Genomic DNA, 25,977 nt, shown 5'->3' with positions numbered 1-25,977 from the left:
CCGCAAGGCGCACAACCAGAGGTGCGCGAGGGTCGTGGCAGCGACCCTCGACGACGTCAAGGTGTTCCGCACCGCCAAGGGCGGGGCGAAGAACAACGGCAAGGACCCGGTGGTCATCGAGCTGCGCCGCACCCGCGGGATGTCGAAGCGCACGTTCGACCGGAAGGCCAGGGCGCTCGAGAAGCTCGGGTCGGAGGGCAAGCTGGTGCGGCACAAGGTGCCCAAGCGCAAGGGCCAGGACGGGGACTACGTCAACCCCCGGGACCGCAGCGTCACCAGCAAGCACCGCGAGGAGACGATCAACCGCGAGACCGCGAAGCACACCGGCGATCCCGCGGCCCAGGCGGAGGTCCGGCGCAAATACGCGGTCATGGACCCGCCCAAGGGCAGCGAGGGCAGCAAGGGGATGGGGCAGGACCCCGACCACATCCACGAGCTCCAGCTCGGCGGCCCCGACAATGCGTCGAACCTGAGCTGGGAGGACGCTTATACTCAACGGAAGATCGGTAAGGACCTCAAGTACGCCATGGACCAGGCAGGCGTCGAGTACGGGACGCCCGTGATAGTCAGGATCGTCGATTGACCATGCAGTTTCCCGAGCGTGTTCAGTGGTGCCGCGAGCACACCGACGTCCTCGACCGCGACGGGTGGGCGCACTTGATCGGCCCGCCGCTGGAGCGGAGCCCGCTCTCCTGGTACCCCGAGTCGCTGGCCCGGGTGCAGCGCCTGTGCGACGGGCTGACCACCCGGCTGCTGTGGTTCCACCCGTACGAGGAGCTCGTCAAGGGCCTCAGCGAGACTCGGCGCACAGAGGAGCTCCGGCTGGGGATCATCTGCTACTCGTTCCCCGTCCGGCTCGACGTCGCGACCGAGGAGTTGTCCATTTGGGACGGCGACGACCTGATGTTCGCCGACGAGGACGACGACGAGGACGAGCTCGAACCCGTGTTCACCACGCGCGACCCGTTCGGCTTCTTCGACGAGTACGTGTTCGGGCCGAAGTACCCCGAACTGATCGATCGGGTCATCGGATTCGAGAGCGCCGCGGCGCCGGACCAGACCGATGAATGGCGTGACCTGCTGGGGCGGATCACCTGAGGCCGCTCGCCTCGGAAACCCGTACCCGCAGGTCAACGGCGAATGTGTTAAGTTCCGTGAAGCCTGGGAGAGGAATGCGCAATGGCGGCCGACCCGCGATTTCGTTCGCTTTGGGACGAAGACGAAATGGTCCCCTACCCACGTGACCGCTGGCTCGCCGACGGGATCACGGCACCGAGCCTGCCGCCGGGGGACGAGGTCCCCCTCGACGTCGCCATCGTGTACACCGGCTACCTGACCGGTGAGATCAAGCTGTTCGACACCATCCAGCTGACCACCGAGAACGGCAAGCTCGACGTCCGGCTCGTCGTCGTGGGCGCGGTGGCCGAGAACAAGGACCTGCTCTACGTCCTCGACCCCGCTTCGGGCGAGATCCTCCAGTTCGACCTGGTCGACAACGACATCCAGGGCGTGAACTCCGACTACCGGTCGTTCGTCGAGTTCCTCTACCGCTTCGCGGTCTTCGTCGAGCAGGACGAGGGCAAGCAGGGCCGGGCCGAGCGCGCCGAGGCGCTCAAGGCCACGCTCCGGGGCATCGATCCGAACGCGTTCGACGACGAGGCCTGGTGGCCGATGGTGTTCGCTCAACTGGCTTCGTGACGGCCTCGGCGGGCGCCTTCAGGCGCCCGCCGAGGGGTTCGTTCATCACGGGACGGCGCCTAGCGCTTGTCCCTCCACATCGGATACATCTGCGGGCCGCCGGGCAGGTCCAGCGGTTCGCGGCTCGCGAAGCCGTACTGGCCGTACCATTCGGTCAGCTCCTTGTTCGCCGCCTCCACATAGGCGGCGCCGCCGAGCTTGTCGAGCCGCTCGATCCCCCGCTGGAGCAGCAGCGTCCCGATCCCCTTCGACTGGCGCTCCGGATCGACCGCGCAGAACGCCAGATGCAGGTGGGGCCGCTCGGCCGGGTCGGGGTGGTGGCGCCCGAAGGCCTCGTCCAGGGCCTGGAAGCGCGGCAGGTGGGCGCCGCACAATTCCGCCAGCCGCTCCTCGTAGAACACCGGCGCCGGGAAGTGGCCGCCGTTGAAGTCGAGCCAGACGGTCACGCCGAGCAGGCTCCCGGTGAGGTCCACCGCGACGTCGACGTGGCCGTACCCGTCCAGGGCCGGGCCGACGAGCATCTCGAACTGGCCGGCCATGATCCGGCGGCGCTCGTCCACGTTGCCGGGCACGAGCCATTCGGCGACCGCGAGGTCCTTGAACGAGTCGGCGATCCGCGCCGCGATCGGCCCGCTCGGGCCGGTGTGGTCGGTCTCGACGATCACGCCGTTCACGGCCGACCACCCACTGGGGCCTCCTCCTCGACCTCGGTGCTCGGGCCGGAGCCGATGCGCCGGTACTGCTCGGGCCGGCTCGACCGCAGCACCAGGCCCCACAGGACGCCGATGACCGCGACGACCGCGTAGACGACCAGGACCACGGTCGGCAGCGGCGAGTCCGGTCCGACGCCGAGCAGGTCGGCGAAGGACGCGATGGCGGCCACGGTGACGGCGACGAGCAGCACCGTCGACAGCGCCGGCGCCCAGCGGGCGCTCCAGGAGGACTCGCCGCGCAGGTCGCGCGCGAAGTACTTGACCACGGCCGCGGAGACGACGGTGATGAGGATGAGGATGCCGACGCCGCCGGAGGTGCCGAACAGGTAGAACAAGTCGATCATCGGGTCGAGCCCGGCGACGGCGTAGACCACGAGCACCACGAGGGCGAGCGCGGACTGCACCAGGGAGGCGCGCATGGGGGCGCCGGTGCGGGGGGAGGTGCGGCCCAGCGCGGTCGGGAGCACGTTCTCGCGCCCGAGCGCGAACGCGTAGCGCGACACCGTGTTGTGGAAGGAGATCGCGGCCGCGACCACGCTGGTCACCAGCAGCACTTCGGCGGCGGTCGCCACCGAGGCGCCCATCTGGGTCTCGATGAGGCCGAAGAACACGCCGAGGTCGAGTTCCCTCGCGGCGGCGACGATGTTGTCGGGGCCGACGGCGACGGTCATCGACCAGGAGGCGATCGTGTACATGACCGCAAGGATCACGATGGCGAGGACGGTCGCGATGCGCACGGTCCGCTTGGGGTTCTTGCTCTCCTCGGCGTACACCGTCGGCATCTCGACGCCGATCATGCCGAGGAAGCCCAGGACCAGCAGCGCACCCGATATGGACGTGAACAGCAGGGTCGGGTCGAGGGCCTCGAAGTGGTAGGTCCCCTCGAACGGGTTGCCGAGGTTCGAGATGCTGAAGACGACGATGAGGGCCATTTCGAGGGCGAGCAGGACCGCGAGGAACTTGCTGTTCAGGTCCACCGCGCGGGTGCCGAGGATGCTGACGAGCAGCCACATCGCGGCCGCCGGCACCCACCAGGGCGCGGCCCAGCCGGTCCAGGTCTCGATGAGCGGCGCGGCGGCGACGCCGACGAGTCCGTACAGGCCCAAGGAGAGTGCGGCGTAGGCGACGAGTGCGACCAAGGCGGCGGCGACGCCGACGGCGGGGGAGCCGCCGCGGGCGGCGAAGGCGTAGAAGGCGCCGGCGTTGGAGATGTGGCGGGCCATGGTGGTGTAGCCGACGGAGAACAGGACCAGGATGGCGCCGATGGCGGCGAAGGCGACCGGGATGCCGATCTGACCGGTGAGCGCCCAGCCGGTGACGGTGACGCCGGCGATCACGGTGAGGGGGGTGGCGGCCGTCAGGGAGAAGTGCAAGAGGCCCATGACCCCTAGCTTGTCGGCCGCGAGCTGATCGGCGATGGAGCCGACCCTCGGTTGTTGTTGGGTGATGGACACAGGGGTATCCCCTTCTTGGATAGGGTTCTTCGGGATTCTCAGGGGCGCTGTGTCATGGCGGCTTTGGCGACGAGGACGTCGAGGTTGTCGAGGATCTCCAGTACCGGGGGATCGAGCTCTCCGACCACCGCGTCCAGGCGCGAGCGCCCTTGTGCGGCATCGACGAAACGGTCGCCGAAACCCATGCGCGACAGCAGCCCGATCATGAACGCGTCGCGTCCACTGGGGAGGTCGAGGTCGTGGCGGTTGAGCCGCTGGCGGAGTCGCACGTAGGGCCATGCGGCGGCGGTGGGGTTGAGGGGCATGTACGCGGTGCGGCGGTTGAGGACTCCTTGCCGCTCGATGGTGATCAGGCCCCGGGAGGCCATGCGCCCGATGACGCGCTGGAAGAGTTCGCCGGTGCCGGCGCCGTGCTCGGAGAGGTACTGAAGCCAGGTCTTGAGCGGCTGCGGGGTGTACTCGCCCTTGATCGCCTCCCACACTTCGAGCATGAGCACGGTGGTGGGGGGCTGGGCGACGTAGGAGAGGTGGAGCTTGCGCTCGACCAGCTCCACTTTGCCGAAGGCGACGAGCTGGCCGATCACGCAGGCGGCGAGGCCGAGTCCGATGATCCTCGGGCGCACGATCGGCCGCCACGACACCTGGTCGAGGCAGCAGAGGACGAGTTCGTCGGTGAGTTCGAACGTCGGCATGTTCGCCGCCTGGGGGTCCCTGCGGGGCCTGGCGGCATTGTGGTCGTCGCCCGCAGGGGTGCCGTACGGGTTTTCTCGGGGTGGATTCATATGCCTTTCGCAGCTCACATCGGATCAGCAGACATCGGGCGTAAGGGCTTCGATATGAGGTGTGTGACGTAGGCCGCCATGAGGGCCTTAAGGTGCCGCACCGGGAGGGTCGACCCGGTCTGCGGCGGTATTACACGATATTGCGTGGTGTGAACTCGTACGCACAGTTAACCGTTTCGGTGAGGACTTCGCAACCCCCGGCCTGCAAAAGCATGATCGTTTTGGGGTGCGGCCCGGTTTTTCAGCGCCCTGAAGACCCGCTTGACCTGCGTTTTCATCTCACCCGCAACGAAAATGATCAATTCGTCTCCGTTCCGAAGTGCAGGATGGACTACTGCAAGAAGAGTTTGGAGTCCCTCGGGACTCCACAGTAGATACCAAGATGGCCGGTGGCATCGCGGCGATAGCGGGCGTTCGGCTCGGACGGTCCTTCCGGGAGCGGGAAAGTCCGCTTTCGATCGGGCGCATCGTTCAGGGCCGCTTGGCATCCTCAATCTCTATAGGGCTGCTCGGCCTGTTCCAGGAGGGCGGCCGCGTCCGGGTCGTGCGCGGCGAGAACGGTCAGTCCGGGGAGGCGGGCCCGGAGCGCGGCCACGTTCGCGGCGGTGCGGGCCGACCGGCGCTTGTCGCCGGTACCGGTGGGAATCCCGGCGGCGAGGCGCGCGGCGTCGAAGGTGAGGTCGCCGACCATCAGGAGCGGGCGGCGACCGGGTCGGCGCACGAGCATCGACGTCGATCCGGGGGTGTGGCCCGGGGTGGGCAGCAGGAGGATCGAGCCGTCGCCGTAGAGGTCGAGTCCGGTGGTGAACGGGGCCGCCCCTGGATCGTCGATCGGCGCGAAGTCGATCGGTTTCCATTGCAGCCCCGGCAGGTCGATGCGATCGGGCAGCAGGCCTCGGGCCCGCGGGAAGGGCCGGGCCAGGGAGTCGAGTTCGGCTCGGGCCGCGTGGATCTGGGCGTGGCCGAGGTGGGGGAGGCCGCCGATGTGGTCGTGGTGGAGGTGGGAGAGGACGACGCGCCGCACGTCGCCGGTGTCGTGGCCGAGTTCGGCGAGCCGGGCGGGGAGGGTGTCGCCGGTGTCCATGCGCGGCTTGGCGATGCGGGAGTAGATCAGGCCGGCGGGGCCGGAGGGGAAGTAGCCGGGGTCGGTGACCGAGGCGCGGTCCTGGCCGGTGTCGAAGAGCACCAGGCCTTCCCGGTGCTCGACGACGAAGACGTTGACCGGCTTGGGCGCGGTCCACTCGGTGGAGGTGAGCAGCCACCACAGGACCGGCTTGCGGGTGGGGCCGATCTGCTCGGGACGGATCGCGACCGTGCCGGTGCTGAGGACGCGGACGCGGCCGATCGGCCCGGCCCGCGGCCGCGTCATCGCTCCTCGATCGCCTTGGGCCCGTGCCGATGCGGCCCGCCCTCCGGCGCTCGGGTCAGTCGGTGCGCTGCCACAGGGTGACCAGGAAGGAGAACCGCCGGTCGACCTCGGTGTCGCTGACGCTGATGTCGGTCAGCATCACCCGCGCCACGTTGCCCGCGGTGGTGCGCACGCACACGGCCGAGCCGGTCCTGACGCCCTGGTCGTTCAGGTCGGCGAGGGGGGCTTCGAGGATCTGCTCGGAGTTGTCGCCTTCGAGGCTCCTGGTGCAGGTGTCGATGGTGTACAGCCCCGCGCCGCGCATCCAGACGCCGTCGGCGTCCCTGCCGGTGAGGAACCGGATCTGGGGCTGCTGGAGCTCCTCGTCGATGCAGTACCACCAGGCGAGGTCGGTCCGGGCTCCCGCGCCGGGGTCGCCCTCGAAGGACGGCTGGACGCTGATCTCGCCGGAGGCGTCGAGGTCGATCGCCTCCCACCAGCAGTCGCGGCCACCGTCGAGGTTCGCGCCGGTGGGTTCGAGCGTCAGGCTCCGCTCGGTGTAGAGGACCTCCCACTGCGGTTCCCGGTTCACGAGCCCGAAGAGCTCGGACTGCCATGCCACCACCGCGGTGAGGGCCAGGACCGCCAGGGCGGTGCCGAAAAAAATGGCACCGCCGCGGCGGCGGGGCTTCGAATCGGGGCGTCCTTGCCTCTCCAGCTTCGACATTGCCTCAAGGTATCGGTACCCCGCTCGGGCGCAACGCAACACATGCCGTAACTGGTGAATACCATTGTGTCCGTTGGGTCGGAAGATCCTCGTGTGGCGTCGGGATGTCGGAAACTCGACACTTCTGCCACATTTCCGAACCCATCACCGCAATAACGACTCGGTAAAATCCTGCCGGGCCGCGTTCGCCGCCGCCGGGAGGCGGGCGCGAAGGCGGTTCGGCCGGTCGTCATGCCGCGCCGGGGTACTCGGCGTACTTGCCGGGGTCGGCGCGGTAGGCGACGAGGGCGTTGGCGTGGCCGTGCCCGAGCCCGTGCTCGGACTTGAGCCAGTCCACGAGGGCCTTGTGGCCGGTGAGGCCGCTCGCGTCGAGGTCCTTGAGCCAGTCGGCGATCGGGCGGCCGTACCGCTCCTCGATCGACGGGAAGTACGAGGTCGGTCCCTTGGGCTTGTCGGCCATGCCGGTCCCCTTCCTTTGCGCGTGTGGTCGTTGCCGCGCAATCGTACGCGTGTGGCGCGTGGGAGGAGCGCCGTTCGTCAGAGGCGGTCGGCGAGGCTGACCACTTCGATGTCCATAGAGGAGTTCGCGGGGAAGTCGATGCGGGAGGGGGCGACCCCGGCGGCGACGAGGTGCGAGCCGAGGGCGGCGACCATCGCGCCGTTGTCGGTGCACAGCTTCGGCCTCGGGTGGCGCAGGGTGATGCCGGCTTCCTCGGCGCGTTCGGCGGCCAGGGTCCGCAGGCGCGAGTTCGCGGCGACGCCGCCGCCGAGGAGGATCGTGTCGACGCCGTGCTCCTTCGCGGCGAGGATCGCCTTGCGGGTGAGCACGTCGCACACCGCCTCCTGGAACGCGGCGGCCACGTCGTTCACCGGCACGTCCTCGCCTTCGGCCCGGCGGGCCTCGATCCAGCGGGCGACGGCGGTCTTCAGCCCCGAGAACGAGAAGTCGTAGCGGTGGCGCTCCATGTCCTTCGCGGCGGTGAGCCCGCGCGGGAACCGCACGTAGGCGCGGTCGCCCTCCTTTGCGGCCCTGTCGATGTAGGGGCCGCCGGGGAAGGGCAGGCCGAGGAGGCGCGCGACCTTGTCGAAGGCCTCGCCCGCGGCGTCGTCGATGCTCGCGCCCAGTTGCGTGACCTTCCCGGCGAGGTCTTCGACCATCATGATCGAGGAGTGGCCGCCGGAGACGAGCAGGCCGATGGCGGGCTCGGGGATCGGCCCGTTCTCCAAGGTGTCGACGGCGATGTGGGCGCTGAGGTGGTTGACGCCGTAGAGGGGGACGCCGGTGGCGATCGAGTAGGCCTTCGCGGCGCCGACGCCGACCATGAGCGCCCCGGCCAGGCCGGGACCGGCGGTGACGGCGATGCCGTCGAGGTCGGCGAGGGTCAGGTCGGCGTCGTCGAGGGCCCGCTGCACGGTGGGCACCATCGCTTCGAGGTGGGCGCGGCTGGCCACTTCGGGCACGACGCCGCCGAAGCGGGCGTGCTCGTCCACAGAGGAGGCCACTGCGTCGGCGAGGAGCTCGGTGCCGCGCACGATCCCGACCCCGGTCTCGTCGCAGGAGGTCTCGATCCCCATCACCACGGGTTCGCTCAGGCGGGCGCTGTCGTTCTTCAAAGGTCCATCCTCATCACGGCGGCGTCGGTGCCGGTGTGCTGGTAGTAGTTCTTGCGCACCCCGATGCCGTAGAAGCCGTAGGCGTCGTACAGGCGCTGCGCCGGAACGTTGTCGACCGCGACCTCCAGGTACACGGCCTTGGCGCCGGCGGCGCGCGAGCGCGCCAGGGCGTCGTCCATGAGCATCCGGGCGATCCCCCGGCGACGGTACGCCGCGTCGACGGCGATGTTGTTGATCCACGCCTCGGTGTCGCCCAGCGCGATCCCCATGTAACCGGCGATCGCGGCGTCGTCGCGGCCGGTGTCGTCGTCGAAGACGGCCCGGTAGTCGTTCCCGGCCGAGAGCTCGGTCCACAGGATGCCCTCGCTCCAGGCCTCGGGGCCGAAGATCGCCGTCTCCATCCGCGCGACCTCGGGCAGGTGCCACCAGCGCAGCCGGTCGATCCGCAAGTGCTCGTTCATCGCTTCAAGCTGTAGCACGCCGCGGGGGCGATCAGTCCCGAGGCGCGGCCGGCTGTGCGTCAGGGCGACGCAGGTACAACGGCGTCAACTGCTCGCTCGGCGCCCCAGACAGCAGCCGCGGCGCGGCCAGCTCGACGAGTTTGACCAGGTCCGGGTACACCGGCACGGTCTCGGCGGGCACCGAGAGCTGTTCGGCGTACCTGCTCGCGCCCTCGCCGATCGCGTAGTCGGCGCCGCCGCTGCCCGAGACCCACTCGGGCAGCTCCGCGGGCTTGGACACCTGCGGCTCGCCCTCGCGCACGCCGTCTTCGTACACGGCCCAGTAGATCTCCTTGCGCCGCGCGTCGGTCGCCGCCAGCGCCCGGCCCCGCGTGTTGCCGCCGATGCCGTCGAGCGAGCAGACCCCGTACACCGGGATTCCCGCCCCGTCGGCGAACGCCGCCGCGGTCACCATCCCGACGCGCAGGCCCGTGAACGGACCCGGCCCGATCCCCGCGACCACCGCTTCGACGTCCCCGGCGGTCTTCCCGGCATCGGCCAGGCAGCCCTCGATGAACGGCGCGAGCTTCTCCACGTGCCCGCGCCCGTCGATCTCCCGGCGGAACGAGGTCAGGAACAGCTCGTCGTCGTCGAGGTCGACCAGTGCGGCCTGGACGGCGCTGGTGGAGGTGTCGAGCGCGAGGACCCTCATGCGGCCGCACCCACCGGCAACCCGAGCGAGGCCAATCGAACGGCCCAGTCGCCGCCGCGCGCGTGCAGCACCGCCTCGCGGGACTCCCCGCCCTCATCACCGGCCGAGCGCCTTTCGATCGCGATCTCCAGGTGCGACTCGGCGAGGCGCTCGGCCAGGCCGGCGCCCCACTCGACGACCGTCACGGCCGCCTCCACGTCGGCGTCCAGGTCGAGGTCGTCCAACTCGTCCAAGTGCTCGAGCCGGTAGGCGTCGACATGGACCAGCGGCACCCCCGCCTCGCCGGCGCGGTGCGAACGGGCGATCACGAACGTCGGGCTCGTGATGCGCCCCTCGACGCCGAGCCCGGCGCCGATCCCCTGCGTAAGAGCGGTCTTCCCGGCCCCGAGCGGACCGGTGAGGATCACCAGGTCGCCCGCGCGCAGCAGCGCGGCCAGGCGCAGACCGAACTCGTGGGTGTCTGCGGCCGTCTGGAGCGTCAGCCTCACGTTTCACTCCTCCAAGAGCGTAGGGCCCGCCGCCGCGCCCTCGGCGCGGCCCGCGGAGCCGCCGAAATCATGCCGTCCCGCAGCCGTCACGGTTCGAGACGCGACCGGTCGGCGCGGGAGAACGGCGTCCACCTGCGGGCGCGAACGCCCTCGTCCTCCGGCGGCGAAGCGTCGCCCGCGACGGCGTCATCGCCGATCTCAGCCGCGACTTTGTCGATCATCTCCAACAACAGTTGTGAGATTTCACCAGGATACTCCAGCTGCGGAGAATGGGCCGCCTCGGGAATGAGCACGAAACGCGACCCCGCGAGCGCCGCCGCGAGCCGCCGCGAATGCTCCGGCGGCGTCAGCAGATCCGCGTCACCGACCACGATCAACGCCGGAAGCCCCTTGAACTGCGGCAGCGTCGCCGTCTCGTCGTGATCGAGAATAGCGCGCGCGTAACCGACGATGCTCTGGATCGACGCCCGCCGGTTCATCGCCTCCACCAGGCTCACCAGCGACGCCGGAGGGTCGGTGTGCCCGAACGCCGCCCGCCGCGTCAGCAGCCAGCCCAGGTCCCCCGCCAGCAGCCGCGACCGGTCGATCAGGTCCGGCGTCCACCCCGCCACCTGCTGCAACATCGGCAGCACCGTCCGGCGCAGCCGCCGCAGCGCCCGCATCGGCTTCGTCTCCACCGTGTCCAGACCCGCCGCGCTGCTCGACAGGAACGCCACGCCCTTGACCCGCTCGTGGAACGCCTCGGCGTGCACCCGCGCGTACGTCTGGATGGTCATCCCGCCCATCGAATGCCCCACCAGCACCAGCGGACCGCTCGGCGCCACCGCCGCCAGCACGTCGTGCAGCACCTCGGCCAGGTCGTCGATCCCGTACTCGGTGCGCGGCACCGGACCCGAACGCCCGTGCCCCGGCTGGTCGTACAGCACCGCCCGCAGCGACACGTCCCTCCCCGCGTTCACGATCGCCTTCCGCAGGAAGTAGAACGTCCCCATGTCCTGCATGTACCCGTGCGCGAACACCACCGTCAAGTCCGCGTCCGCCGGACCGGCCGTCTCCACGTGCACCGCGACCCCGTCGCGCGTCTGCACCGTCCGCACCGAACTCTGCGGCGGCAGCTCGAACGGCTCGTGCGCGTACGGATCGGCCGAGGACGCCCGCGTCCGCCGCGCCAGGTACCGCGGCACCCCCCACGCCAGCGCCGCCCCCAAGGCGACGCCCCCGGTCACGCCACCGGCGACCGCCAGACCGCGCAGGCGGCGGGAACGCTTCTCACTCATGCGGCCTCACAGTGCTCTAGGAAAACCTGCGCTCTAGGAAAACTGCTCTCTGGGACGACTGCGTTTTGGGACGACTGCGTTCTGGAACAACCCTGCCCGCGACACCGAAGCGCCCAACGGACATTGTGCCCGAAAGGACCTCGCGAAGAGGAACGGCGCTCACAACGAAGCCGCGGACGCCGCTACCGGCCCGAGGCACCGTCGCCGGCCCCGGACTCGCCCGGCAGGCCGCTCAGACCGCGATTCCACAGCCGCGGCACCCGCGCCCCCAGACCCGTCAAGACGTCGTTCGGAATCGTCCCCGCCCACGCCGCCCAGTCGTCCGCGTCCGGATGCTGCTCCCCCGCACCGATGAGCACCACCGGCTCACCCGGCTTCACCGCGTCGTCCCCGCAGTCCACCACGAACTGGTCCATGCAGATCCGGCCCAGCACCCGCCGCCGCCGCCCCGCCAGGTACACCTCGGCCCGGCCCGAAGCCGCCCGCGGCACCCCGTCGGCGTACCCCAGCGGCACCAGCGCCACATTCGCGTCCCGCTCCAGATGCACCGTGTGCCCGTACGAGATCCCCGCACCCGCCGGAAGCCGCTTGACCGACATCACCGTCGACCGCAACTCCAGCACCGGCTTCAGATCCACCGCGAACTCCGGCACCGGGTTGTACCCATACAGCGCGATCCCCGGACGCACCATGTCGTACCGCGTCTGCGGATCGGCGATCAACGCCGCCGAATTCGCCAGATGCCGCACCTCCGGCTCCAGCCCCGCCGCGGCCACCGCCTCCAGGAACCGCTCGAACGCCGCCTTCTGCGACGCGTTCGCCGGATGCCCCGGCTCGTCGGCGCAGGCCAGATGGCTCCACGCCCCGACCACCGCGACCGCACCCGCCGCCTGGTACTTCGCCGCCGCCTCCGCGAACGGCGCCCACTCGTGCTCGGGCACGCCCCCGCGCGACATCCCCGTATCGCCCTTGAGATGCACCCGCGCGGGCCGACCGGCCGCCTCGGCCGCCGCCGCGACCGAATCGAGCTGCACGAGCGAGGACACCCCCAGCTCCACCCCGGCCCCGACCACCTCGGCCATGCCCGCCTGACCGGGGGCTGAGAAGAACGCCATCACCCGCGCCCCCGCCAGATCCGGCAGGCGCTTGAGCTGCCAGGCCTCCCGGAGCGTCACCACGCCCAGCCCCGCGACCCCGGCCTCGACGGCCACGCGCGCGGCCGGGACCATGCCGTGCCCGTACGCGTCGGCCTTGACCATCGCCATCATCGGCACGCCCGCGACCGCGCCCAGCGCCTCGACGTTGTGCGCGAGCCGTCGCCAGTCCGCGCTGGCCTTGGCCAGGCCGGACATGCCGCCGTTCACGGGGTCGGTCAGGATGCGGTAGTTGTCCATCGCCACAAGTGCAAGGGTACGTGCCCGGCGGGCCGGTCACCGTCCGCGCCGACGCACTTCTGGTGCGTCGGCGCCCGCCGGTCCGCCGGCCCCGTGGGTGCGGGGAGCGGCGGTCCGGCGGGCGCGGCGGCGAGCGGGATCTACGGGCGCTGGACTTCGGCGCGCACGGCGCCGGCCGCTTCGACGAGGTTCGCCAGCGAGGGGCGGACCTCTTCGTAGCGGCGGGTCTTGAGCCCGCAGTCGGGGTTGGCCCAGACGCGGTCGGGCCCGAGGGCGGCGACGGCGAGGCGCAGGGCCGCGGCCATCTCGTCGGCGGCGGGCACGCGCGGGGAGTGGATGTCCCACACGCCCGGGCCGACGGCGCTGCGGTACTCGGCGCGGTCGAGGTCGGCGAGGACCTCCATCTTCGAGCGGGAGGCCTCGATCGAGGTGACGTCGGCGTCGAGGGCCGCGATCGCGTCGATGACCTCGCCGAACTCCGAGTAGCACAGGTGGGTGTGGATCGCGGTGTCCGGCCGGGCGCCGGAGGTGGCGAGGCGGAAGGAGCGGGTGGCCCAGTCGCGGTAGGCCGCGCGGCTGGCGGCGCGCACGGGCAGGAGCTCGCGCAGGGCGGGCTCGTCGACCTGGATGATCGCGGTCCCGGCCGCCTCCAGGTCGGCCACCTCGTCCCGCAGGGCCAGCGCCACCTGGTCGGCGGTGTCGGCCAAGGGCTGGTCGTCGCGCACGAAGGACCAGGCCAGGATCGTCACGGGCCCGGTGAGCATCCCCTTGACGGGCTTCTCGGTGAGCGACTGCGCGTAGGCGATCCAGTCGACGGTGATCGGCGCGGTGCGGGCGACGTCGCCGTAGAGGATCGGCGGGCGCACGCAGCGCGAGCCGTAGGACTGGACCCAGCCGGCGGCGGTGGTCGCGAAGCCGGTGAGCTGCTCGGCGAAGTACTGGACCATGTCGTTGCGCTCGGGCTCGCCGTGGACGAGCACGTCGAGGCCGAGCTTCTCCTGCTCGGCGATGACCGCGACGACCTCGGCGCGCATACGGGCGTGGTAGTCGGCCTCGATCATGAGGCCCTGGCGGTGGGCGGCGCGGGCCTTGCGCAGCTCGGCGGTCTGCGGGAAGGAGCCGATGGTCGTGGTCGGGAGCGGCGGGAGCGGGACGCGCTCGGCCTGGGCCGCGCGGCGCTCGGGGTAGGGGGCGCGGCGGTCGGCGTCCGCCCCGAGCCCGGCGAGGCGTTCGCGCACGGCCTCGTCGCGCCAGGCGCCGGGGGTCTCGGGCCGGGTGGCACGGGACCCGGAGGGGTCGGCGAGGGCGACGATCTCGCGGAGCTTCTGGCGCGCGAACGCGAGCCGCGCGGTCAGCTCCTCGGGAAGGCCGTGCTCGGCGTGGAGCTCGGGGGCGAGGTCGACGGGGACGTGCAGGAGCGTGGAGGAGGAGGCGACCCCGACCCGGTCGGTGATGGCCTGGAGCCGCGCGATGTCGGCGGCGGCCTTCGCGAGGTCGGCCTTCCAGATGTTGCGCCCGTCGATCACGCCCGCGATCAGGAATGTTTCACGTGAAACATTCAGGGCCTCAAGTGTTTCGAGGTCACCGCGGCCGCGCACCAGGTCGAGGGCGAGGCCCGCGACGCCGGCGTCGAGCAGGGTCCCGATCGCCTCGCCGAACGGGCCGTAGCCGCCGGCGACGATGATCTCGGTCTCGGCGGCGAGCCGCCGGTAGGCGGCGGCGGTCGCCTCCAGCTCGGCGGGGGTGCGGTCGGCGGCCAGCGCGGGCTCGTCGATCTGCACCGGTCCGGCCCCGGCCTCGGCGAGCGCGGCGAGCAGGTCCACGTACACCTCTACGAGGTCACCAAGCCGGTCGAGCGGCGCGAAGCCTTCGGGCGCGCCTTCGGCGGGCTTGGCGAGCAGCAGGAACGAGACCGGGCCGAGCAGCACGGGCCGGGCGTCGAGGCCGCGGTCCTTCGCTTCGCGGAACTCGGCGACGGCCTTGGCGGGCCGGGCGGCGAACGCGGTGTCGGGGCCGATCTCGGGGACGAGGTAGTGGTAGTTGGTGTCGAACCACTTCGTCATCTCCAGCGGCGCGGCCGCGTCGTCGCCGCGGGCGGCGGCGAAATAGGAGGCGAGGTCGCTGTCGCGGCGGTGGCGCGGCGCGAGCGCGTCGACGGCCGCGAGCGCGTCCAGCACGTGGTCGTAGAGCGAGAAGGTGCCGGTCGGGACCGCATCGAGGACCGAGAGGTCGTCGAGCATCTCGGCGCGGACGGCCGCGGCGGCCGCCTCGAGCGCGGCGGCGTCGGTCCGCCCGGCCCAGTGGGATTCGAGCGCGCGCTTGAGCTCGCGGTTGGATCCGATGCGCGGGTACCCGAGCGCGGTGGATTGGAGTGCGGTCGAGCGCACGCCGGTGGTCGTGTTCATGTGTCAGTTCCCTCGAACTTGCGACAACGGGACCGCGCGCGGTCGCGCGCGGTACGCGGGCAGGTATTCGGACTCGAGGGCGCGCCGTCTCCGGCCCCTAGTCCTCGCCGCTTCCCAGACCGGAGTCCAGTGCTCATGGCGGGTTTCGTTCCCTCTCACCGCTGCGGGGCAGTCCTGGATTCGCACCAGATTCCCTCTTAGCCGAGGCGGCTGTGTCCAGCAGAGCAGGCACCGCCTCGGAACCAACGTCGCCTGCGATGGTACGGGCGCGGCCGGGCGCGGCGGGCCGCGCGGCCAGAGTGTGAGAACCCGCAGGGGCGCTCGGCCGCCCGGCGAGTAGGGTCCGAGCGGCAGCAGCAGCGCTTCGGAGGGGAATCGCCATGAGCAGGAAGACCGCCGTCGTCACGGGAGCGAGCAGCGGGATCGGGGCCGCGGCCGCGCGAGCCCTCGCCGAGGCCGGCTTCGACGTGGTGCTGGGGGCGCGCCGGACCGACCGGCTCGCCGAGGTCGCCGCCGCGATCGGGGGGACGGCGCTGCCGCTCGACGTCACCGACGAGGACTCGGTGAACGCCTTCACCGAGCAGGTCGGACGCTGCGACCTCCTGGTGAACAACGCCGGCGGAGCGCTCGGGCTCGACTCGATCGCGGGCGCCGACCTCGACCTGTGGCAGCGGATGTACGACGTGAACGTGCTCGGCACGGTGAGGGTCACCAAGGCGCTCCTGCCGAACCTGGTCGCCTCGGGGGACGGGCAGGTGGTGGTGATCGGCTCGATCGCCGGGCACCAGCCGTATCCGGGCGGGGGCGGCTACAACGCGGCGAAGCACGCGGAGGCGGCGCTGACCCGGGTGCTGCGGATGGAGTTGCTGGGCGAGCCGGTGCGGGTGTGCGAGATCGACCCGGGCCTGGTCGAGACCGAGTTCAGCCTGGTGCGGTTCGAGGGGGACCGGGAGCGGGCCGACGCGGTGTACGCGGGCATGACCCCTTTGGTCGCCGAGGACATCGCCGAGACGATCGCGTGGGTCGCCACACGCCCGGCGCATGTGAACATCGACCAGATCACCATCACGCCGAGGGACCAGGCCGGCGCGCAACTGGTCCACCGCCGGAAATAGCGCCGGCATTCGGCGTGGAAAAGCGGTTATCCACAAGAAGAACAATCGCATTCGCCGATGCGCACGGACTCGTGCCACGGTTGTCCCATGCGCCGAAAAAACAGCCGAGTAGCAGCCGTCAACACCAACAAGACCACCACGAACATGCCCCCGACCTGCACCGAAATCACCGATGCAGAAGTTATCCACAGGCTGGAAAATAGTGCTCGCCGATTCGCCGAAAGGTGTGTCACGGTTGAGACAAAAAACCATCCAAGACTGCGGGATGGTGGCTGTAAGAGGGGGATTCGCGAAAGTCACCATACCGAGACCACGCGCGGGACCCACCCGCGCGTGGTCCCCGCAGCACCATTCGCTCCGCGGCAATCGCGGGCGGCCGGACAACCAGTCCGGCCGCCCGCGCAGCACGCCGGAGGGCCCTCAGTCCGAGAGCGTGAACACCGGCGAGGTCCACTGCTCCCAATGCTCGGGGTTCGCCTCGTCGCCGAGGGCCTTGAGCACCCGCACCTCCAGAGTCCACTCCCCCGGGGCCAGCGCCCCGGGCCGCTGGGCGGCGAGGTCTGCCAAGTGGATGCTCAAAGCGTCGTCCGGCCCGGGCGAGCGCTGTAGGAACACCTCCCGCTCCCACTCCACCACTTCGCCGGTGCCCACGTTCGCAACGCGGACCTCCAACGCCGCGACCTGGTGCCCGAGGTAGACCAGGGCCGCCAGGTCCGGGCCGTCGGCGAGGCTGAACGTCTCGCCGGGCTCCAGATCGCGGTAGTCGAACTCGCGCGTGTCCGGGTCCTGCCCCACCACCGCGGCGAGCCGCGGATACTCCGGGTGGTCGAGCACCGGGATCGCCAGGTAGTCGCCCTGGTAGCCGGAGTACGCGGCCGTCAGCGGCTCCCCGCCGCCCGCGGGGGTCGCGCTGATGTGCCCGCCGAAGACGCTGCCTTCGGGGAGTTCACCGCTGGGCTCGACGGTGACCTGCACGGTCGCCGACTGGCCCGGGTAGAGCCTGAGCTGCTGCGGCTCGAACGTCACCGCGGGCTCGGCCGCGTGGAAGCCCGGGTCGCGCACGTCCCCGGTGGTGGCGATCGTGGCCCTGTGGGTCAGGTCGTACACGCGCGTGGTGGTGTCGTGCGAGGTCAGGGTCAGCGCGAACGTGCGCGGGCCCGTGCCGTCGCCGACGTTGACGCCCGTGGGTTGCAGGCTCGCCCGGGCGTCGAGCGCGGCCAGGACGTCGATGACGCCCGTGCCCTGCCGGTGGGCCGCTTCGGACTCGCCGAGGTCGGGGTTGTCGCCCCACGCGACCGGCTTTGCGGAGTTCGCGAGCCGGGTGCGGACCTCGCCGGGACCCAGCCTCGGCTCGGCCTGGAGCAGGAGCGCGGCCGCCCCCGCGACATGCGGGGAGGACATCGACGTGCCCGACAGCGACTCGTACGAGCCGTCCGCCACCGGCACCGTCGACCAGATCCCGCCGCCGGGCGCGGTCAGGTCCGGTTTGAACGCCAGGTCGGGGGCGGGGCCGTAGGCGGTGAACGAGGAGGCGAACCCGCCGCGCGGCAGCTCGACCAGGACCGTGCGGCCGCCGAACTCCAGGACCGTCTCCCTGCCGATCGCGGCCAGGTCGCGCAGGTCCTCGCCGTCGGCGTCGGTCACGCCGACCATCGGGACCCCGAGGTCGTCGACCCCGGCCCCGCCGAACGGCCCCGACCGGTCGTTGTAGACCACGACCGCCGTGGCGCCCTCCTCGACGGCCCGCTCGTACTTCTCCTTGAACGTGCAGGTGCCGCGGACGATCAAGGCCGCCTTGCCTTCGATGTCCCCTTCGGCGGGGTCGTCGGCGCAGGCCCGGCCGAACCACACCAGCGGGTCGGTGACAGTGCCGGCTTCGGGTTCGACCGTGTCGCCGATCGCCCGGTAGCCGATGTGGCGGTCGAGCGCCGGGACGAACGCGGCGTCCATCCGCTGGGACGGATTGTCGGTGGAGGCCACGGCGATCACGTCCTCGCCGATGCCGGGGGCCGAGCCGGAGAAGACCCCGGCTTCGCCGTCGTTGCCCATCGACGCCACGACGACGACGCCTTCCTCGGTGAGCCGGTCGGCGGCCTTCGCCGTCGGGTAGCCGGGCCACTGGAACGACTGGCCGAGCGAGAGGTTCACGATGTCCATGCCGTCGTCCAGCGCGGCCTCCAGGGCCTGCAAGATCACCTCGGCGCTGGTCGAGCCCTCGCAGCCGAAGACCTTGTAGGCGCCGAAGGTCACGTCGGGGGCGACCCCGGTGACCTCGCCACTGGCGCCGACGATCCCGGCGACGTGCGTGCCGTGCCCGCCGCAGTCCGTTGGGTCCTCGTCGGGGACGGGTTCGGCGTGATCGGGGTCGTCGGAGTCGAACTCGTCGCCGACGAAATCGGTGCCGGCCACGACGCGGCAGCCGGGCCCGAAGCACCCGCCGAGGTCGGGGTGGGTGTAGTCGATGCCAGTGTCGATGACCCCGACCTTGACGCCCTCGCCGGTGATCCCGCGGTCGTGCGCGCCAGAGGCGCGGGTCGTCGCGATCGCCTGGGCCAGCTCAGGCTGCGATTCCGGGACACCGCCTGACTCCAGTGGGGCGCCCGGGTCCGCGCCGACCCGCACGGGGCCGGTGAAGACCACGTCGGACCAGACCCGCTCGACCAGGTCGAGGCGTTCGATCCGGCGGGCCGTGGCCGGGTCGGCCTCGACCGAGACGCCGGTCCAGACGCGCGCGAAATCGTGCCGGACGGTGAAGTCGAGATCGTGACCCGCCGCGTTGAGTCCCGAAACGCCCGCGCCGTCCACGAGTTCGACCAGCCAGACCTGCGTGGGCCCGTCGTCAGGATTCGCCTGGGCGGCAGGGGAGGAGGAGGCGAGGAGCGGCAGCGCCAGCGCGGCGGCGAGCCAGGCGGCGGGCCGCCATCGCTCGCGGCCGGGCCGAGGTCGCCGCGCGGCGGCGCTGTCGGCGGTCGGCGCGGCTCGGCGGTTCGGATTGGGGCGCGGGAGCGCGCAGAAGGCCGGCATCGGGGTCCCTTCGGCTCGTGCCGGCCGGGGTCGCGCGAGTGGCCGAGCGGCCCTGGCCGGCGGCTATGGCAGGACCTCGATCGTGGGGCATCGCGGCGGCGGAACCGCGCATTTGCCTGCCCGGCCGGAGGCGTGTCGGGTTTGGAGGGACGCGGGGAGCCGGCCCGTCTCGGGGCGGGCGTGCCGGGCCGCTGCATACGGAAGGACCGCCGGAAGCGGTGACGGTATGCGTTCGCTCACGGCACTTGCGCCGGATATGCGAAAAGTATTACCGTTGACGGGCGATGAGCTACACAGTCACGAACCAGTACCTGACACGCAGGCGTCACCTCGACTTCTGCCGCGTGTCGACCGTGCTCTGTCGTTAGCCCCGATCGTCCCACCGGCGACTCGCCGACGTATCGCCTCCCCGCCGAGTTCGAGTCCGACTCGGCGACCTCCCTTTCTCGACGCGGCCGCGCGCCACCGCGCGCTGCCGTGCACCCGATTTCGCAGAGGTTCACCATGACCAGTGCCCCCGAAACCACCGCGACCGACGCCGAACCGCGCCGTCGCCTCAAGAAGATCCCGTTCGCCGCGCAATTGCTCATCGGCCTCGTGCTCGGCCTCGTCCTCGGCTTCGCCGCCCGCCAATGGTCGGTCGGCTGGCTCGGCACCACCCTCGAGACGGTCGGGACGCTGTTCGTGCAGCTGCTGTTCCTCATCGTCCCGTTCCTGGTGTTCACCGCGATCGTCGCCTCGATCGCGAACCTCAAGGGCCTCGCCAACGCCGGGCGCCTGGTCGCCAAGACCCTCGGCTGGTTCGCGATCACCTCGCTCATCGCCGTGGCGATCGGCCTGGCGATCGGCCTGACGACGAACCCCGGCGAAGGGGTGAGCCTCACGAGCGCGGCCGCCGCGCCGGAGAAGACCGGTTCGTGGACGGACTTCCTCACCGGGATCGTCCCGACGAACGTGGCGGACGCGTTCGTGAACGTCAACGTGCTCCAGATCGTGTTCGTCGCGATCGTGGTCGGCGCGGCGGCGGCGAAGATCGGCCCGAAGGCCGATCCGTTCCTGAGGTTCAACGCCTCGGCGCTGGCGCTGATCCAGAAGGCCCTGTGGTGGGTGATCCGCCTGGCGCCGATCGGTACCGCGGCGCTGATCGGGAAGTCGGTGTACGCGTACGGCTGGGATCTGCTGGAGCCGTTGGCGGTCTTCAGCATCGACATCTACGCGGGCGCGCTCGTGGTGATGCTGGTGGTCTACCCGGTGCTGCTGCGCTTCGTCGCGAAGGTGTCGCCGGTGCAGTTCTTCCGCAAGGCGTGGCCGGCGATCCAGTTCGCGTTCGTGTCGCGTTCGTCGGTGGGCACGTTGCCGTTGGCGCAGAAGATCGTGACCGACCGGCTGGGGGTGCCGCGCGACTACGCGTCGTTCGCGTCGCCGTTCGGGGCGACGACCAAGATGGACGGTTGCGCCGCGATCTACCCGGCGATCGCCGCGATCTTCGTGGCGCAGGTGTACGGGGTGAGTCTGGGCGTGCAGGACTACCTGCTGATCGCGTTCGTGTCGGTGATCGGTTCGGCGGCGACGGCGGGCCTGACCGGCGCGACGGTGATGCTGACCTTGACGCTGTCGACGCTGGGCCTGCCGCTGGAGGGCGTGGGCCTGCTGCTGGCGATCGACCCGATCATGGACATGATCCGCACGGCCGCGAACGTGACGGGGCAGATGGTGGTGCCGGTGATCGTGGCGAAGTCGGAGAAGATCCTCAACCGCGAGGCCTATGACGCGCCGCCGCAGCCGTTCGACGCCGAGTCCGCGTTCGACTCGGAGCCCGAGGCCGCTTCGGGCAAGGGGGAGCCCGCGCTTCAACCCGCTTGATCCCCTTGGGGGTTCGTTACTTTCCTCTCTCCTGAAAGACGGGGGGCCGGCCGGTCAGGGTCGGCCCCCTGTTTCGCGTCCGGTCATGAACGGCGGGAGGCGGATCGGCGGTTCAGCGCTGGTCGTCGATGTACTGCTCCAGGCCGTCGAGGACCCGTTGGAGGCCGAACTCGAAGGTGTCGCGCAGGATCGCCGACCCGGCGAGCCCGCCTGCGGAGGCCAGTCGGAACGCGTTGGGGTACTTGAGGGGTGCGAGGTCGTGTTCGAGGAATCGGAACCACTGCGGGTCGTTCTGGCCCTGGAGTTCGGGGCGCAGCGCGCCGCCGATGTAGCCGTTGACGGCGAGCACTGCCGCGAGGCTCACGTCGGCGGCGAGGCCTTCGCGGAGGAAGACGCCGAGCGCGGCGTCGAGCCAGCCGGCCTCGCCGGGGCCGATCGCGTGGTTGCGGGTGGCGAGGGCCAGCGCCCACGGGTGGGCGCGGAAGAGGGCGCGCACCTGCCGGGACCAGGCGATCATGGCGGCGCGCCAGCCTTCGCTTTCGGGCAGGTGCGGCGGTTCGGTCATGGTCGCGTCGTACATGAGGGCGACGAGTTCGTCCTTGCCGGGGACGTGGCGGTAGAGGGACATGGCGCCGCTGTCGAGTCGTTCGGCTACGCGTTTCATAGAGACGTGTTGGAGGCCTTCGGCGTCGGCGATGGCGACGGCTTCGGCGACGATCCGTTCGCGGCTGAGTCCGGAGGGGCGTCCGGGGCCGCGCCGGGTCCGTCCGGTGTGCGGTCCGTCCTCCCACAGCAGTGCGTACGCGTCCCCGCTCATGGGCGCTCCTTTCGATCCGGCCTCGGTGTGCAGGTTACGGCGTGCGGCGCGGCGGCTTCCCCCGCCAATCGTGCGTATGAGATACGCTAATTAGCGTATCTCATACGCATAATCTGAAGCCGCTGTTCCCCAACGCGATCGGAGACCGCCGTGACCCGCCCCGAGACCCTCGACCGCATCGAACCCGCGGCGGCCCGCACCGCCGGGCGCCCCTGGTACCGCCGCCCGTGGATCGTCCCGCTCCTGGCGGTCGCGGTCCTGTTCGTCCTCTTCAGACTCCCCGCCTACCTCAGCTTCGACACCGGGAACGCGCTCCTGCCGCTCCAGGAGGGCTACCCGGAGCTGCACTTCCTGCTCTTGACCGGCCACATCCTCTTCGGGTCGGTCGCGCTGATCACCTGCTCGCTCCAGGTGTGGCCGTGGCTGGTCAAGCACCACCCGCGGATCCACCGGGCCAGCGGGCGGCTCTACGTGTTCGCGGGCGTGCTGCCCTCGGGCCTGCTCGCCGGGGTGGTCGGCGTGATCGCCGTCCAGGACCCGGCCGGGCGCATCGGGAACGTGCTCCTCACGGTGCTGTGGCTGGCGACCACGTTCTTCGGGTTCCGCGCGGCCCTGCGGCGGGACTTCAAGCTCCACCGCCGCTGGATGATCCGCAGCTTCGCCCTCTGCTGGTCGATCGTGGTCAACCGGGTGTGGATCGTGGTCCTGATGCTCATCCTGATGCCGTTCGAGGAGGGCTACTACGGCGGGGACTTCGACGCCATGATCGAGGACGTCGCCGTGGCCTCGATCTGGCTCAGCTGGATCGTCAACCTCATGATCGCCCAGTGGTGGCTCGACCGCCGGCCGAAGCGCCGGAACGCGCAGCCCCGCAAGCGGATCGAGGAGAACACGACGGCGGCCTGAGTCGGACCGGGCGGGCGCTGGGGCACCACGCCCGCCTGCTGCCCGCTGTCTCGGCCTGCCACCAAAGTCGCACGGGGCCAAAGCGGATGCCACCTTCGCCGCACGCCCCGCTCCACCGACGGTCGCGCCCGATCGAGGCGAAAACCCGTGCCGCAGCATGAGGTTCGCCCGGCCGATGCCGGTGAAGCTGGGTGCATGGACACCACCTCCGCGCGAGAGCGCGCCGCCGACCGGCCCGCCGAGGCGGCGCCGTCGAAGCGACTGCCGCTGCTCGATGTCCTCCGCGGCGTCGCCATCCTCGGGACGCTCGGCACCAACATCTGGATCTTCGCCTCCCCTGCGGGCGAAGCGGGCCCGCTGCTGGGCAGTTCGGGCGCGACCACCGACGACACCGTGATCGGCGCGGTCTTCGAGCTGCTCACCAACGGCAAGTTCCTGTCGATGCTCACCGTCCTGTTCGGCGTGGGCCTCGCCATCCAGTTCCGCTCCAGCGAGAAGCGCGGCCGCCGCTGGCCCGGCCGCTACCACTGGCGGGCGCTGTTCCTGTTCGCCGAAGGCACGATCCACTTCACGCTCGTGTTCGCCTGGGACGTGCTCATGGGCTACGCGGTGACGGCGGTCGTCGTGGCCTGGCTGCTCACCCGCTCGCGGCGGGCGCAGCACGCGGTCATGTGGGCCAGCGGGGGATTGCACTTGGCGCTCATGGGACTGATCACCGCCGCGCTGTTCCTCGGCCCTGTCGGCGGGGACGAGTCCGACCCCGCGATCGAGGCGCTCTACGCCTCCGGTTCGTGGATCGAGCAGGTCCAGTTCCGCCTCGACAACGCCTTGATGCTGCGGATCGAACCGATCGTGACCTTCCCGCTGCTGGTGTTCCTGTTCCTGCTGGGCGTCAGGCTGTTTCGCGCCGGGGCCTTCGGCGGCGACGAGCACGGCGCCCGGATTCGGAGCCGTCTCCTGTTGTGGGGCTTGGGGATCGGCCTGCCGCTGAACCTGGCGCTCATGTTCGGGCCGGACGCGTTGTTCTTCCTGGAGCGGTACGCGGCCGCGCCGGTCGTCATGCTCGGCTACCTCGGGCTCACCGGCCTCATCGTCGAACGCGTCCGCCGCGGCCCGCTCACCGCCGCACTGGAGAGCCTGGGCCGCACCGCATTGAGCGGCTACATTCTCCAGAACCTGCTCGCCTCGGCGGTCTGCTACGGCTGGGGCCTGGGCCTGGCCGCGAGGTTCGGCGCCGACCCGTGGTTCGTCGCGGGACTGTGGCTTGCGATCAGCGCGGTGCTGCTCGCCGGGTCGCGGCTGTGGTTGCGGCGCTTCGCGAACGGCCCGGCCGAGTCGCTCCAGAAGGCCGTCCTCCGGTTAGACCGGTGTTTCAGGTCGGCGAGAGGTTGTGGTGGCAGGCGGTGAGGCCTCCCAGCGGCGCCGCCTTCGAGTACTTCAGCTCCCTCGTTCGGATCAGTCCGCGTTCGAGGAGCACGTCGAGGGCCGCCGTGAGGTCGCGCCGAATCCGCTCCCGCTCCTCTTCGGGCAGGGCGGCAACCGTTTCGAGCGTGCGGTAGTACCGGGCGCTCATCCGCCTCGGCGTCAGCGTCGGGCAGGCCAGCCCGAGGACGCCGAACGCGAACGCCGCCAAGGAACCCAGGAACAGGACCGACGGTTCGTCCAAGGCGCCGATGCGGCTTTCCAGGACCCCGACGCCGACGATCGGCGCCAGGCTGGTGACCATGACCGCGACGCTCCAATGGGCGTCCTCGGTGGTGCCGTAGCCGCGTGCCGCGCGCGCCAGGCCGATCAGCTCGCAGACGGCGGCCGCGAGCAGCATTGCGCCCGCGACCGCCCAGCCGAGCATCGGGCGCGAAGGGCCCCACCAGAGCACGGGCAGGACGGCGGCGAGCACCACGACCCAGGCGGTGCGGAACCAGACGCCCTTGTGCGGCAGCACCCGGCCGCGGATGCGAAGCAGCAGTTGCACTTCCGGGTGGGCGCAGAAGAGGTGCGCTTCGAGGGTCTCCCAGGAGACGCCGCGCCGTTTCGGCCGTTCGCGGGCCCAGGCCACGGCGGGCGAGGACGCGGAAGTCGGTGCGCTCATACGGGCCTCCCGGGGCGAATGGGGCCTCCCATTCTGCCCGTGTCCCGCCAGGACGCCGCCCGTCGCGGGGCGGGCTGAGGCCTTCAGGCCGCGAAGGCGGCCTCGACCTCGTCCAGGTGCGCGGTCCACCAGCGCAGCAGGCGCTCGTCGGCGAAGAACAACCCGTCACTGGCACCGTCGCCCCGATCGTAGTGGTGCTTCAGGTGCCACACGCTGGTGAGCAGCCGGCGCCACCGGTGCCGGGCGGCGACCGCCAAGGCGAGCGGGCCGATCGCGGCCTCGGTGCGGTACCCGGCGACGAGCGCGGCCACGTTGCCGGAGTCCACACTGCCGTCCGGCAGAGCGAACTGGTACATGGCGGCGCGCACGATCTCCTCGCCGTACGGGTTGACGCGCAACCGGTCCCAATCGATCACCGCCGCGATCCGGTCCCCGCGCCACAGCAGGTTCCAGTTCTGGCAGTCGCCGTGGATCCACCCGAACGGCTCGGGCGAATCGTCCTCGGAGGGCCGCCGGTGCTCGTGCGCGGCGAGGAGTTCGGGGCGTTCGCGGAGCATCGGCTCGACGGCCCGGTCGAACGCGTCGGGTTCCTCCCGCACAGCGATCCGCCCGAGGTGGTGGCCGATCCGCTCCCGGGCCGCCGCGAAGGTCGTCACCTTGAGTTCGGGCCGCGCGGGCACGGCCAGGCCGGTCGCGGGGTCGGCGAGCGCGCGGTGGACGCGGCCGAGGACGGTCCCCAGGTGGAAGGACCGGTCGCGGTCCATCTCGGCGCCTCTCGGATGGGTCCCGTCGATCCAGGCGGTGAGGTAGTAGTGGTGCCCGCCGATCTGGACGACCGCTTCGCCGGAGGGGGACGGGACCGCCTCGGCCACCGGCACGCCCGCGGCGGCGAGGACCGGCAGCAGGCCGAGGCTGCGGCGGGCCTCGTCGGGGGCGAGCGCGTCGAGTTCCTTCAACGCGTACCGCCCGTGTGCGGTGTCGAGGCGCCAGTTGCGGTTGAGGACCCCGGATTCGAGGTACCGGGTCGAGCGGATCTCCCCGAGCCCGTAGGCGCGGGCGATCGCGGCGGTCCCGGCGGCGAGGGAGGGGTCGGGGGAGGTCACCGCCGAAG

Annotated in this window: 24 protein-coding genes and 1 riboswitch; of the genes, 7 read left to right on the top strand and 17 right to left on the bottom strand. The window is 71.1% G+C overall.

Annotated elements, in window-relative coordinates:
* The first annotated feature begins 34 nt into the window (after positions 1-34).
* From IF12_RS0116755 to IF12_RS0116745, 3 genes are all read left to right on the top strand, one after another.
* Entirely contained in the window at positions 35-583 is a 549-nt protein-coding gene (locus IF12_RS0116755; protein WP_030160402.1) for a hypothetical protein, read from the top strand.
* The gene (locus IF12_RS0116750) at positions 580-1,098 is read left to right on the top strand and encodes a hypothetical protein (protein ID WP_133884085.1); all 519 of its coding nucleotides are present in this window, start codon (positions 580-582) and stop codon (positions 1,096-1,098) included. Before IF12_RS0116755 ends, IF12_RS0116750 begins: the two co-directional genes overlap by 4 nt.
* Before the next feature lie 126 nt (positions 1,099-1,224).
* Entirely contained in the window at positions 1,225-1,698 is a 474-nt protein-coding gene (locus IF12_RS0116745; RefSeq protein WP_030160398.1) for an SUKH-4 family immunity protein, read from the top strand.
* Between the two features lie 59 nt (positions 1,699-1,757).
* On the opposite strand, the gene IF12_RS0116740 is transcribed toward IF12_RS0116745, so the two are convergent.
* The 13 genes from IF12_RS0116740 to metE form a co-directional block, all read right to left on the bottom strand.
* Positions 1,758-2,372, bottom strand: coding sequence for a GNAT family N-acetyltransferase (locus IF12_RS0116740; protein ID WP_051704514.1), 615 nt, complete (start codon positions 2,370-2,372; stop codon positions 1,758-1,760).
* A complete protein-coding gene (locus tag IF12_RS0116735; RefSeq protein WP_051704513.1) occupies positions 2,369-3,865 on the bottom strand; it encodes an APC family permease in 1,497 nt (498 codons plus the stop codon). The genes IF12_RS0116740 and IF12_RS0116735 overlap by 4 nt, the downstream gene beginning before the upstream one ends.
* A 38-nt stretch (positions 3,866-3,903) precedes the next feature.
* On the bottom strand, positions 3,904-4,557 hold the full coding sequence (locus IF12_RS0116730; protein ID WP_030160392.1) for a GPP34 family phosphoprotein: 654 nt from the start codon (positions 4,555-4,557) through the stop codon (positions 3,904-3,906).
* Positions 4,558-5,137: 580 nt separating this feature from the next.
* Positions 5,138-6,016 carry an N-acyl homoserine lactonase family protein gene (locus IF12_RS0116725; RefSeq protein ID WP_030160390.1) on the bottom strand — a complete coding sequence of 293 codons (879 nt, stop codon included), beginning with the start codon at positions 6,014-6,016 and terminating at the stop codon, positions 5,138-5,140.
* A 55-nt stretch (positions 6,017-6,071) separates the two neighbouring features.
* Positions 6,072-6,722: a hypothetical protein gene (locus IF12_RS0116720; protein ID WP_030160388.1), complete on the bottom strand. Its 651-nt coding sequence runs from the start codon at positions 6,720-6,722 to the stop codon at positions 6,072-6,074.
* A gap of 229 nt (positions 6,723-6,951) precedes the next feature.
* Complete coding sequence (locus IF12_RS0116715; protein ID WP_030160386.1) at positions 6,952-7,182, bottom strand: DUF4287 domain-containing protein; 231 nt, start codon at positions 7,180-7,182, stop codon at positions 6,952-6,954.
* Between the two features lie 77 nt (positions 7,183-7,259).
* Positions 7,260-8,297 carry a tRNA (adenosine(37)-N6)-threonylcarbamoyltransferase complex transferase subunit TsaD gene (tsaD, locus tag IF12_RS0116710; RefSeq protein WP_030160385.1) on the bottom strand — a complete coding sequence of 346 codons (1,038 nt, stop codon included), beginning with the start codon at positions 8,295-8,297 and terminating at the stop codon, positions 7,260-7,262.
* 35 nt (positions 8,298-8,332) lie between these two features.
* Positions 8,333-8,797 carry a ribosomal protein S18-alanine N-acetyltransferase gene (gene rimI / locus IF12_RS0116705; protein ID WP_030160383.1) on the bottom strand — a complete coding sequence of 155 codons (465 nt, stop codon included), beginning with the start codon at positions 8,795-8,797 and terminating at the stop codon, positions 8,333-8,335.
* Between the two features lie 31 nt (positions 8,798-8,828).
* Positions 8,829-9,488: a tRNA (adenosine(37)-N6)-threonylcarbamoyltransferase complex dimerization subunit type 1 TsaB gene (tsaB, locus tag IF12_RS0116700; RefSeq protein ID WP_030160380.1), complete on the bottom strand. Its 660-nt coding sequence runs from the start codon at positions 9,486-9,488 to the stop codon at positions 8,829-8,831.
* Complete coding sequence (gene tsaE, locus IF12_RS0116695; RefSeq protein ID WP_030160378.1) at positions 9,485-9,976, bottom strand: tRNA (adenosine(37)-N6)-threonylcarbamoyltransferase complex ATPase subunit type 1 TsaE; 492 nt, start codon at positions 9,974-9,976, stop codon at positions 9,485-9,487. Before tsaE ends, tsaB begins: the two co-directional genes overlap by 4 nt.
* Positions 9,977-10,062: 86 nt before the next feature.
* Positions 10,063-11,253 carry an alpha/beta fold hydrolase gene (locus IF12_RS0116690; protein WP_051704512.1) on the bottom strand — a complete coding sequence of 397 codons (1,191 nt, stop codon included), beginning with the start codon at positions 11,251-11,253 and terminating at the stop codon, positions 10,063-10,065.
* A gap of 182 nt (positions 11,254-11,435) precedes the next feature.
* On the bottom strand, positions 11,436-12,647 hold the full coding sequence (gene alr, locus IF12_RS0116685) for an alanine racemase (protein ID WP_166659639.1): 1,212 nt from the start codon (positions 12,645-12,647) through the stop codon (positions 11,436-11,438).
* A 140-nt stretch (positions 12,648-12,787) separates the two neighbouring features.
* Complete coding sequence (gene metE / locus IF12_RS0116680) at positions 12,788-15,052, bottom strand: 5-methyltetrahydropteroyltriglutamate--homocysteine S-methyltransferase (protein WP_030160372.1); 2,265 nt, start codon at positions 15,050-15,052, stop codon at positions 12,788-12,790.
* 40 nt (positions 15,053-15,092) lie between these two features.
* Positions 15,093-15,314: riboswitch (cobalamin riboswitch) on the bottom strand.
* Between the two features lie 118 nt (positions 15,315-15,432).
* Here metE and IF12_RS0116675 point away from each other — a divergent pair.
* Positions 15,433-16,167, top strand: coding sequence for an SDR family NAD(P)-dependent oxidoreductase (locus IF12_RS0116675; protein ID WP_030160370.1), 735 nt, complete (start codon positions 15,433-15,435; stop codon positions 16,165-16,167).
* 420 nt (positions 16,168-16,587) lie between these two features.
* On the opposite strand, the gene IF12_RS0116670 is transcribed toward IF12_RS0116675, so the two are convergent.
* Positions 16,588-19,191 (bottom strand): S8 family serine peptidase, encoded by a 2,604-nt coding sequence (locus IF12_RS0116670; protein WP_081913685.1) that lies wholly within the window; start codon positions 19,189-19,191, stop codon positions 16,588-16,590.
* Between the two features lie 504 nt (positions 19,192-19,695).
* Here IF12_RS0116670 and IF12_RS0116665 point away from each other — a divergent pair.
* The gene (locus tag IF12_RS0116665; RefSeq protein WP_051704511.1) at positions 19,696-21,054 is read left to right on the top strand and encodes a dicarboxylate/amino acid:cation symporter; all 1,359 of its coding nucleotides are present in this window, start codon (positions 19,696-19,698) and stop codon (positions 21,052-21,054) included.
* A gap of 112 nt (positions 21,055-21,166) precedes the next feature.
* Here the strand turns inward: IF12_RS0116665 and IF12_RS0116660 are convergent, their stop codons facing one another.
* Positions 21,167-21,871, bottom strand: coding sequence for a TetR/AcrR family transcriptional regulator (locus IF12_RS0116660; protein WP_051704510.1), 705 nt, complete (start codon positions 21,869-21,871; stop codon positions 21,167-21,169).
* Between the two features lie 150 nt (positions 21,872-22,021).
* On the opposite strand from IF12_RS0116660, the gene IF12_RS0116655 reads away from it, so the two are divergent.
* Both IF12_RS0116655 and IF12_RS0116650 read left to right on the top strand, forming a co-directional pair.
* The gene (locus IF12_RS0116655) at positions 22,022-22,777 is read left to right on the top strand and encodes a DUF2306 domain-containing protein (protein ID WP_051704509.1); all 756 of its coding nucleotides are present in this window, start codon (positions 22,022-22,024) and stop codon (positions 22,775-22,777) included.
* Between the two features lie 195 nt (positions 22,778-22,972).
* Positions 22,973-24,184, top strand: coding sequence for a DUF418 domain-containing protein (locus tag IF12_RS0116650; protein WP_051704508.1), 1,212 nt, complete (start codon positions 22,973-22,975; stop codon positions 24,182-24,184).
* Here the strand turns inward: IF12_RS0116650 and IF12_RS0116645 are convergent.
* Both IF12_RS0116645 and IF12_RS0116640 read right to left on the bottom strand, forming a co-directional pair.
* Positions 24,150-24,866, bottom strand: a complete 717-nt coding sequence (locus tag IF12_RS0116645) for a hypothetical protein (RefSeq protein WP_133884087.1) — start codon at positions 24,864-24,866, stop codon at positions 24,150-24,152. The genes IF12_RS0116650 and IF12_RS0116645 overlap by 35 nt on opposite strands.
* Positions 24,867-24,949: 83 nt before the next feature.
* Positions 24,950-25,969, bottom strand: a complete 1,020-nt coding sequence (locus IF12_RS0116640) for a phosphotransferase (RefSeq protein ID WP_035749396.1) — start codon at positions 25,967-25,969, stop codon at positions 24,950-24,952.
* Between the last annotated feature and the right edge of the window lie 8 nt (positions 25,970-25,977).

Source organism: Glycomyces sp. NRRL B-16210, from assembly GCF_000719515.1.
In the GTDB taxonomy this organism is placed as follows: domain Bacteria; phylum Actinomycetota; class Actinomycetes; order Mycobacteriales; family Micromonosporaceae; genus Glycomyces.
The sequence above is the reverse complement of the archived record's forward strand: the minus strand, read 5'-3'. Positions and strand labels throughout refer to the sequence as shown.

Coding starts and splice junctions, on each gene's coding strand:
- IF12_RS0116745 (WP_030160398.1), top strand. CDS start 1,225: ATGGTCCCCTACCCACGTGACCGCTGGCTCGCCGACGGGATCACGGCA.
- IF12_RS0116730 (WP_030160392.1), bottom strand. CDS start 4,557: ATGCCGACGTTCGAACTCACCGACGAACTCGTCCTCTGCTGCCTCGAC.
- IF12_RS0116725 (WP_030160390.1), bottom strand. CDS start 6,016: ATGACGCGGCCGCGGGCCGGGCCGATCGGCCGCGTCCGCGTCCTCAGC.
- IF12_RS0116720 (WP_030160388.1), bottom strand. CDS start 6,722: ATGTCGAAGCTGGAGAGGCAAGGACGCCCCGATTCGAAGCCCCGCCGC.
- IF12_RS0116715 (WP_030160386.1), bottom strand. CDS start 7,182: ATGGCCGACAAGCCCAAGGGACCGACCTCGTACTTCCCGTCGATCGAG.
- tsaD (WP_030160385.1), bottom strand. CDS start 8,297: ATGGGGATCGAGACCTCCTGCGACGAGACCGGGGTCGGGATCGTGCGC.
- rimI (WP_030160383.1), bottom strand. CDS start 8,797: ATGAACGAGCACTTGCGGATCGACCGGCTGCGCTGGTGGCACCTGCCC.
- tsaB (WP_030160380.1), bottom strand. CDS start 9,488: ATGAGGGTCCTCGCGCTCGACACCTCCACCAGCGCCGTCCAGGCCGCA.
- IF12_RS0116690 (WP_051704512.1), bottom strand. CDS start 11,253: ATGAGTGAGAAGCGTTCCCGCCGCCTGCGCGGTCTGGCGGTCGCCGGT.
- alr (WP_166659639.1), bottom strand. CDS start 12,647: ATGGACAACTACCGCATCCTGACCGACCCCGTGAACGGCGGCATGTCC.
- metE (WP_030160372.1), bottom strand. CDS start 15,052: ATGAACACGACCACCGGCGTGCGCTCGACCGCACTCCAATCCACCGCG.
- IF12_RS0116675 (WP_030160370.1), top strand. CDS start 15,433: ATGAGCAGGAAGACCGCCGTCGTCACGGGAGCGAGCAGCGGGATCGGG.
- IF12_RS0116670 (WP_081913685.1), bottom strand. CDS start 19,191: ATGCCGGCCTTCTGCGCGCTCCCGCGCCCCAATCCGAACCGCCGAGCC.
- IF12_RS0116665 (WP_051704511.1), top strand. CDS start 19,696: ATGACCAGTGCCCCCGAAACCACCGCGACCGACGCCGAACCGCGCCGT.
- IF12_RS0116660 (WP_051704510.1), bottom strand. CDS start 21,871: ATGAGCGGGGACGCGTACGCACTGCTGTGGGAGGACGGACCGCACACC.
- IF12_RS0116650 (WP_051704508.1), top strand. CDS start 22,973: ATGGACACCACCTCCGCGCGAGAGCGCGCCGCCGACCGGCCCGCCGAG.
- IF12_RS0116645 (WP_133884087.1), bottom strand. CDS start 24,866: ATGAGCGCACCGACTTCCGCGTCCTCGCCCGCCGTGGCCTGGGCCCGC.